The sequence below is a fragment of the Kitasatospora sp. NPDC059599 genome, from assembly GCF_042735125.1.
In the GTDB taxonomy this organism is placed as follows: Bacteria; Actinomycetota; Actinomycetes; order Streptomycetales; family Streptomycetaceae; genus Kitasatospora.
In genome coordinates this window covers 1-7,669 of record NZ_JBHWCL010000207.1, presented here as the reverse complement: position 1 = coordinate 7,669, position 7,669 = coordinate 1, and the positions used below count along the sequence as shown (strand labels likewise).

General features: G+C 75.6%; 7 protein-coding genes and 1 pseudogene. 6 read left to right on the top strand and 2 right to left on the bottom strand.

What is annotated here, in order from left to right; translation table 11 throughout:
* Nucleotides 1-585: 585 nt before the first annotated feature.
* Nucleotides 586-1,233 (bottom strand): response regulator, encoded by a 648-nt coding sequence (locus tag ACFV04_RS40595; protein ID WP_380336930.1) that lies wholly within the window; start codon nucleotides 1,231-1,233, stop codon nucleotides 586-588.
* Nucleotides 1,234-1,306: 73 nt separating this feature from the next.
* Nucleotides 1,307-2,632, bottom strand: a complete 1,326-nt coding sequence (locus ACFV04_RS40590; RefSeq protein ID WP_380336927.1) for a sensor histidine kinase — start codon at nucleotides 2,630-2,632, stop codon at nucleotides 1,307-1,309.
* 278 nt (nucleotides 2,633-2,910) lie between these two features.
* Between ACFV04_RS40590 and ACFV04_RS40585 the strand changes: the two genes are divergently transcribed.
* From ACFV04_RS40585 to ACFV04_RS40560, 6 genes and pseudogenes are all read left to right on the top strand, one after another.
* On the top strand, nucleotides 2,911-3,471 hold the full coding sequence (locus ACFV04_RS40585) for a heme-binding protein (protein ID WP_380536102.1): 561 nt from the start codon (nucleotides 2,911-2,913) through the stop codon (nucleotides 3,469-3,471).
* 222 nt (nucleotides 3,472-3,693) lie between these two features.
* Nucleotides 3,694-4,119: a hypothetical protein gene (locus ACFV04_RS40580; RefSeq protein ID WP_380536100.1), complete on the top strand. Its 426-nt coding sequence runs from the start codon at nucleotides 3,694-3,696 to the stop codon at nucleotides 4,117-4,119.
* Nucleotides 4,120-4,297: 178 nt separating this feature from the next.
* Nucleotides 4,298-4,777: pseudogene (locus ACFV04_RS40575) on the top strand (NAD(P)-dependent oxidoreductase); the annotation flags it as partial.
* The gene (locus ACFV04_RS40570) at nucleotides 4,769-5,197 is read left to right on the top strand and encodes an NAD-binding protein (RefSeq protein ID WP_380536112.1); all 429 of its coding nucleotides are present in this window, start codon (nucleotides 4,769-4,771) and stop codon (nucleotides 5,195-5,197) included. The pseudogene ACFV04_RS40575 and the gene ACFV04_RS40570, both read left to right, overlap by 9 nt.
* A 174-nt stretch (nucleotides 5,198-5,371) precedes the next feature.
* Nucleotides 5,372-5,950: a flavodoxin family protein gene (locus ACFV04_RS40565; protein WP_380336922.1), complete on the top strand. Its 579-nt coding sequence runs from the start codon at nucleotides 5,372-5,374 to the stop codon at nucleotides 5,948-5,950.
* Nucleotides 5,951-6,345: 395 nt separating this feature from the next.
* A complete protein-coding gene (locus ACFV04_RS40560) occupies nucleotides 6,346-7,464 on the top strand; it encodes an LPXTG cell wall anchor domain-containing protein (RefSeq protein WP_380536098.1) in 1,119 nt (372 codons plus the stop codon).
* Nucleotides 7,465-7,669: the final 205 nt, after the last annotated feature.

The following is a 7,669-nucleotide window of genomic DNA, read 5'->3' as shown; positions in this document are numbered from 1 at the left end:
GGTCGGGCCCTCGGGGGGGCGGGCGCGGGCTTCGGGGGGCGGGCCCCCCCCCCCGGGGGGGGGGGGCGGGGCTGCGCCCCCCCCCGCGCCCCCCCCCCCCCCCGCCTCGCTGCGCGGCTTCGGCGCTGCCGCTCCCCCCGACACCCCGGCAGCCTCGCCGTCCCCCCTGGCTGCACCCTCCGGCGAGAGCGATCCGCACAGGCCCCGGCGAGTCCCCACCCCCGGGGACGTCGTTGATCTCACGCTAACAAACCGCGTGGTTGGTTTGTCAATAGTGAAATCCACGAAACATCCACATTGTGGTGATCAGCACGGACCGGCCCGGAGGGCGCCGGACCAGGCAGTTGTGCGCCCGCCGGCGTACCCGGCCGCCGGGCCGCGTGAACCGGGCCGGAGCGGGGCCGTGTGCGCCGCCGCCTGGAATCCGACATTCCGAGCATCATGGCAGCACGCAGCGACACCGCGCGAGCGCCCAGCGCAGCCGGGGTGCGGCCGGGCGCGAGAGACGGGCGCGAGAGACGGGGGTGAGGGGCGGGAGAGGCGGGACGTGAGAGCGCGGACGGGGGCAGCGGGGCCCCGGGCGGCTCAGCGCAGCAGCCGGCGCTCCTTGGCCACCGCCACCGCGCCCGCCCGGGTGTCCACGCCCAACTTGTCGTAGATCCGGCCCAGATGGGTCTTCACCGTGGCCTCGCTGATGAACAGCGCCCGCGCGATCTCGCGGTTGCCCAGGCCCTGCGCCAGCTGTACCAGGATGTCCTGCTCGCGTTCGGTGAGCTGCGGCACCGGCGCCCGCATCTGCGCCATCACCCGGGAGGCGACCGGCGGCGAGAGCACCGTCCGGCCCTGCGCGGCCGCGTGCACGGCGGCGAACAGTTCCTCCGGCCGCTCGGCCTTCAACAGGTAACCGGTGGCGCCGGCGGCGATCGCCCGGGTGATGTCGGCGTCGGTGTCGTAGGTGGTGAGCACCAGGACGTGCGGCCCGTCCGGGGCGGCGGTGATCCGCCGGGTGGCCTCCACACCGTCGATGCCCTCGCCGAGCTGGAGGTCCATCAGCACCACCTGCGGCTCCAGCCGGGCGGCCAGCGCGACGGCCTCCTCCCCGGTGCTGGCCTCGCCGACCACCTCGATGTCGCCCGCGCTGGCGAGCAGCGCGAGCAGGCCGGCCCGGACCACCGCGTGGTCGTCGCAGACCAGCAGCCGGACGGGCGCGGTACGGGACGCAGCCGTGCTCATGCGTCCGCCCCGTTCCGTGCGGCGGGCGCTCCGCACGCCGCGCGCCTCGCGTCGACGGACCCGCGTCGCTCGCTCATCGGTGCTCCAATCGGTGCTCCAAGGGGACTGCGGCGGAGACCACGGTGCCCTCGCCGGGGGTGCTTTCCACGGTCAGCGTGCCACCGAGCTGCCGCAGCCGGGCCCGCATCGCGGGCAGACCGTACCCGCGGCCGCCCCCGGTGCCCGCGGCGGCCGGGTCGAAGCCCAGCCCGTCGTCCGCGATGTCCAGGACCGCCTGGTCACCGAGGAAGGACAGCGTGATCGCCGCGGCCGACGCCCCGGCGTGCTCCCGGACGTTGGCCAGCGCGCCCTGGGCGATCCGCAGCAGGGCGGACTGCGCGGCGGCGGGCAGCGGCACGGCCGTTCCGTCCAGGTGGAAGCGGACCGGCAGCCCGCTCTCGGCGGCCTCCCGGTCGGCCAGTGCCCGCAGCGCCTGGTCGAGCGCACGGCCGTCGGCGAGTTCGGCCGGCGCGAGGTCGTGGACGAAGCGGCGGGCCTCGGCCAGGTTCCGCGCGGCCACCTCGGCGGCGGTCCGGACGTGGCTGCGGGCGGTCGCCGGGTCGGCGTCCCAGGTGCGGTCGGCGGCCTGCAGCAGCATCTGCTGGCTGGACAGGCCCTGCGCCAGGGTGTCGTGGATCTCCATCGCCAGCCGCGCCCGCTCGGCCAGCGTGCCCTCCCGCCGTTCGGTGGCGGCGAGTTCGCGCCGGGTGCGGACCAGGTCGGCGATCAGCGCGCGCTGCCGGGCGGCCTGCCGGGCCATGAAGAGGAAGACGCCGGTGGCGAGCGCGGCGACCGCGGGCGGCAGCAGGACGAGCGTGGCGTCCGCCCCGCCGGGCAGCCGGATCTCGGCGATCACCACCAGCAGCGTCAGGGCGCCCACCAGGGGGATCGCCGCCTTCGCGGGCAGCGCCCGCAGCGCGGTGTAGATCAGCGGGACGGCGCACCAGGCGAAGCTCGGCGCGAGCAGCACCAGCACCACCCACAGTGCGACCACCAGCCCCAGCGGCCACCGGCGGCCGCGGCCCGACGCGGTCGGACGGTGGTGGTCGAGCCAGGAACCGGCCGGCTGGGCGACGGCCAGGGCGGCGCTCAGCCCGATCACCCAGGGGGCCCGGGGGCTGCCGGAGTGATGGGTGAGGTAGCGGTTGAGCGAGGCGGCGAGCAGCACCACGAAGGCGGAGTCCAGCAGCAGCGCCAGCCGGCCGGCGTCCGGGTCTCCGGCGTCCCGGGCGCCCCGGGCGGCGGTGCCCGGACGGACGGCGCCCTCGGTCCGCCCGGCCTGACCGGTGCGATCGGCGTGACCGGCGCGACCGGCGCGACCGGCGCCGCGCCGACCGGGGGCGGGGCGGGGCTGAGACACGGGTGGCTCCTGGTCGAACGGGCTGCGTACGGGCTGCGTACGGGCGGTGGGTCCGCACTGACCTGCACCGATCCCTCGATGGTGACCCGTCCGGCCCGGTCCCGCATCAGCCGATCGGTTGACGCCGCAGTCCTCCATCATGCCCGGACGCACGCGCCGGACCGTCGATGTGGCGGGCCCGTCCCCGGGCGGAGGATCGAAGCACGCCGCCGGGCGCCCCCGTCCCGGTGGCCGCCCGATCCCCACCCCACCCCGCAGACCCGCTGAGGAGCTGGACCATGAAGAAGACCTCCGTGCGCACCCGGGTGCTGACCGGCACCGTCGCCGCCGCCGCGATCGCCGTCGCCACCGTGGGCGCCGTCTCGGCCAGCGCCGAGACCACCGACACCCCGGCCGCCCCGGCTGCCGTGAAGGTCGACACCCAGAACAAGGACCTCGCGCAGAGCACCGGCCTGACCATCGACGCCGCCACCCGCGCCGCCCAGGCCGCCCTGGACGCGGCGACCAGGGCCGGCCAGCACGTCTCGGTCGCGGTCGTCGACCGGGACGGTGTCACCCGGGTGCTGCTGAAGGGCGACGGCGCCGGCCCGCAGGCCCCGGAGTCGGCCGAGCGCAAGGCCTTCACGGCGGTCTCCTGGAACGCGCCGACCTCGGAGCTGGCCAAGCGCCTGGCCCAGGCCCCCAACCTGAAGGACATCCCGGGCACGCTGTTCCTGGCCGGCGGCGCCCCGGTGCAGTCGAAGGGCGCTCCGGTCGCGGCGATCGGCGTCGCGGGCGCGCCCAGCGGCGACCTGGACGAGCAGTTCGCGCAGGCCGGCGTCGCCGCGCTGGCGAAGTGACCCCTCCCCGCAGGGCCGCCCCGTCGGCGGGGTGACCCCTCGCCCCCGTCGCCCGTCGGCGGGGTGACGACCCGGCCGGTCGGCCGTCCCGTGACGCCGGATGGCCGACCGACCGGGTTCATTGACTCGTTCGGGTGAACGCAGGGAGGGTCGCCGCAGAACACGGGGTGACCCTTCGAAAAGCCGCTGCCGCTGTCAGTGCCGCGTGGCAGGCTTCCCGGTATGACGGCGTGGACCCTCAACGACATCGAACGTGCGATCCGCTCCTCCTGGGGTGTCGACACTTGTGCGCCCGAGGATCTGGCCCACTGGCGTCCCGACAATCCCGCCTGCGGCCAGTGCGGGGTGACGGCGATGGTGCTGCACGACCTGCTCGGCGGCGAGCTGATGATGGGCGAGGTGTACGTCGACGGGGTCCGGACGGACCTCCACTGGTGGAACCGCTTCGCCACCGGCTTCGAGATCGACCTCACCCGCGAGCAGTTCGGGCCGGACGAACTGGTCGGGCCGGGCCGACCGGTCGCCCGCCCGGCCCGCCCCGGCCGGCTGCAGGCCCAGTACGAGCTGCTGCGCGGCCGGGTGATCGCCGAGCTGGAGCGCGGGGCCGCCGTACACCGCGACCGGATGCCGGCGCGCGCCTGCGCGTGAGCGCCGGGCGCCCTGCGCGTCGGCGTGTCCCGCGAATCCGTGTCCCCCGAGTCCCGTACGTGCCGTACGTGCCGGGCGTGCCGTACGTCCGGTGCGTCGTGTGCGTCCGGTGCTCTCCGTGAAAGGCCGGGCCCGGTGATCCCCTGACGTACAGTCGGCCGCAGGTGAGCGGCAACGGCGACGGGAGTGGGCGATGACCGGAACGACGGTCGGCTTCGTGGGGCTCGGGGCGATGGGACGGGGCATGGCCGGCAGTCTGCTGCGGGCCGGTCACGCCGTACGGGTCTGGAACCGCTCGCCCGGGCCGGTGGCCGCCCTGGCCGCCGAGGGCGCGCAGGCGGCCGACTCGCTCGCCGACGTGTTCGCCGCCGACACGGTCGTCTCCATGCTCGCCGACGACGACGCGGTCGAGCGCCTGCTGCTCGACCCCGCCCTGCTGGACGGCGCCGCGGCCACCCTGCACGTCAACATGGCCACCGTCTCGCTCGCGCTCGCCGAACGGGCCGAGGCGCTGCACGCCGAGCACGGCATCGGCTACGTCGCGGCGCCCGTCCTCGGCCGGCCGCCGGTCGCGGCGGAGGGCCGGCTGAACATCCTGACCGCGGGCGCCGCGGATCTGCTCACCAGGGCCGAGCCGCTGTTCGCCGCGATGGGCGAACGCACCTGGCACTTCGGTGAGAGCCCCCGGCAGGCCAACACCGCCAAGATCAGCGTCAACTTCCTGCTGGCCTGCGCGATCGAGTCGATGGCCGAGGCGTGCAGCCTGGCCGACGCCAACGGGGTCCGGCCGACCGACCTGATCGAGATGCTCACCGGCACGCTCTTCCCCGGGCCGGTCTACTCCGGGTACGGCGCGATGGTGGCCGAGCGCCGCTACGAGCCGGCCGGCTTCCGGCTGCCGCTCGGGCTCAAGGACGTCGGCCTCGCGCTGGAGGCGGGCGCCGCGCGGAACGTGCCGCTGCCGTTCGGCAGCATCCTGCGGGACGCCTTCCTGGACGCCCTGGCCCACGGCGACGGAGACAAGGACTGGGCGGCGGTCGCCGCCGTCGCCCGTCGCCGGGCCGGACTGCCGGAGTGACCCCGGGCGCACCGCCCGGGATGGTGGCCGACCGGTCCGGGGACCCGGCGGACCGGCCGGAGTGACCCCGGGCGCGCCGCCCGGGTGACCGGCCGACGGGGCGCGGACGGGGAATAACCGGCGCGCGGCTGCTGCTCGCACCCCCGTCCACACCACTGACCCGGGGGAGTTCCGATGTCTGACCAGCCGTCCGGTGCCGAGGCGCCGCGCCGTTTCCTGTTCCTCGACGCCAGCGCGCGCACCGACGGCAACTCCGCCCGGCTCGCGCGGCTCGCCGCCGAGTCGAGCCTGCCGGCGGGCGCCGAGCAGCGCTGGCTGCGGCTCGCCGAGTACCCGCTGCCGCCCTTCCGGGACGAGCGGCACGACGGCGACGGCACGTACGCCGAGCCGACCGGGCACGCGAAGACCCTGCTGGACGCCACCCTGGCGGCCACCGACGTGGTCCTCGTCGCGCCGCTGTACTGGTACACCCTGCCGACCGACGCCAAGCTCTACCTCGACCACTGGTCGGGCTGGATGCGGGTCCCCGGGCTGGACTTCCGCGCCCGGATGGGTGGCCGCACCCTGTGGGGCGTCACCGCCCTCAGCGGCACCGACGACAACGCCGAGCCGCTGATCGGCACGCTCCGGCTGAGCGCCGGGTACATGGCGATGCGCTGGGGCGGCGTGCTGCTCGGCAACGGCAGCCGTCCGGGGGACGTGCTGCGCGACGAGCGGGCACTGATCGCGGCCAAGTCCTTCTTCGCCGGCTGACGTCCGTCCCGTCCCGGGCACCGTCCCGCCCCGGGCACCGTCCCGCCCCGGGCACCGGTCGACCGCGGGCCCGGACGCCGGTCCGCCGCCGATCCGGCACCACCCGACCGACCCGGACCGTACCGCTCCCGCCAGCGGGTGCGGTACGGTCCTTCGGACGTGTACCCGTCACCCTCCGGTCATCATTTGGCAAAGCGCAAAAGCCTTGAAGCCGGACGGAGTTGGACGAAGCGGGCATCTCTCCTTCGCGTCCGGGTGACAGTGCGGCACCCGCCTTCCGAACCGGCCGGATCGTTCGGTACTCTCCGTCGCACTTTCAGCTTCGCGGGGGGACGCGGCGTCTGCGGCCGCCCCTCGCGCCCGGGCCTCGCCCGGAAACGTCCGTGAGGTCTCCCTTGTCCATACGTCGCAGTCTCGCCCTCGCCGGCGCCGCCGCTCTCGCGTCCTCGCTCGTGCTGGCCGGCGCCCAGGGCGCCATGGCCGTCGGCACCACCGGCTCCCCGTCCGCCGCCGCCACGGCCGAGAAGGCGGGGCACCAGAGCCTCGACCTCTCGGTGCGCGGTGTCCCCGGGACCTTCTTCGCCGGTGACGACGCCCGCGAGTTCACCTACCGGATCGACAACTCGACCAAGACCGACTTCGTCGCCTACCCGCTGCTGAAGTTCAAGAACAAGGCGGGCTCGCTCAAGGCGAAGGACCTCAAGCTCGAGTACCAGCTGCCGGCCTCGCTGCCCGGCGGCGGCACCTGGAAGCCCGCCGCCATCGCCCCCGGTGGCGGCGACGGCGACGACAGCGCCGTGCTGATGTTCCTCGGCGGGATCACCGACAGCGGCGACGCCGCCGACGGCGCGCTGCTCTACATCGCGCAGGGCAAGAGCATCGACATCAAGGTCCGCGCCGCCTTCACCAAGGACGCGCCGCTGGGCAAGGCCGGGGTCGTGCCGGTGGTCTTCTCCGCCGACGCCAACGACGCGAACGACAACGGGCACTTCAGCTGCGACGGCATCAAGGGCGCCGGCTTCACCATCAAGGCCGGTGGCGGCAAGCCCAGCCCGACCCCCACCCCGACCAAGACCGGCACGCCCACCCCGACCGCGAGCCACTCGTCGACCGCGTCGCCGACCGCCACGGCCACCTCCACCGCGACGGGCACCTCGACCCCGACCACCGGGCCGACGACCCCGGCGCCGACCGGCACGGCCTCCGGCACCGCCTCGCCGTCGGCCTCGCCGTCCGCGTCCGGCACCACCGAGGCCCCGGCGCCGTCCGGCAGCACCGACGCCCCGCAGCCGATCGACTTCCCGGTGCAGCCCCCGAACGTCACCCCGCCGAAGATCACCCCGGGCGGGGTCAGCAAGGCCAAGACCGATGCCGCCACCGCGGACAAGTCCCTGGCCCAGACCGGTGGCGGCGACGACACCACCGGGATCGCGATCGCCGGCGGCGCCGTCCTGGCGGCCGGTGTCGGCACCCTCGTGGTGCTGCGCCGTCGCAAGGCCGGTCAGCAGGGCTGACGCCCGGCCGACGCCCGGCCGGGGTACGGCCGGGGCGGGACCCGACGCGCGGCCGGCACCCGGCCGACGCGCGGCTGACCTGGGGGAACCGTTTCCCGGGTGCCCCCGTGGCCCCCCCACCCGCCACCCGACGGGCCCCCGGGGGGCACCGGGGGGACGACCAGTCTCATATAAACAAAAACCACCCCCCCAAACCCCAATGGTT

Coding starts and splice junctions, on each gene's coding strand:
- ACFV04_RS40595 (WP_380336930.1), bottom strand. CDS start 1,233: ATGAGCACGGCTGCGTCCCGTACCGCGCCCGTCCGGCTGCTGGTCTGC.
- ACFV04_RS40585 (WP_380536102.1), top strand. CDS start 2,911: ATGAAGAAGACCTCCGTGCGCACCCGGGTGCTGACCGGCACCGTCGCC.
- ACFV04_RS40580 (WP_380536100.1), top strand. CDS start 3,694: ATGACGGCGTGGACCCTCAACGACATCGAACGTGCGATCCGCTCCTCC.
- ACFV04_RS40570 (WP_380536112.1), top strand. CDS start 4,769: ATGGGCGAACGCACCTGGCACTTCGGTGAGAGCCCCCGGCAGGCCAAC.
- ACFV04_RS40565 (WP_380336922.1), top strand. CDS start 5,372: ATGTCTGACCAGCCGTCCGGTGCCGAGGCGCCGCGCCGTTTCCTGTTC.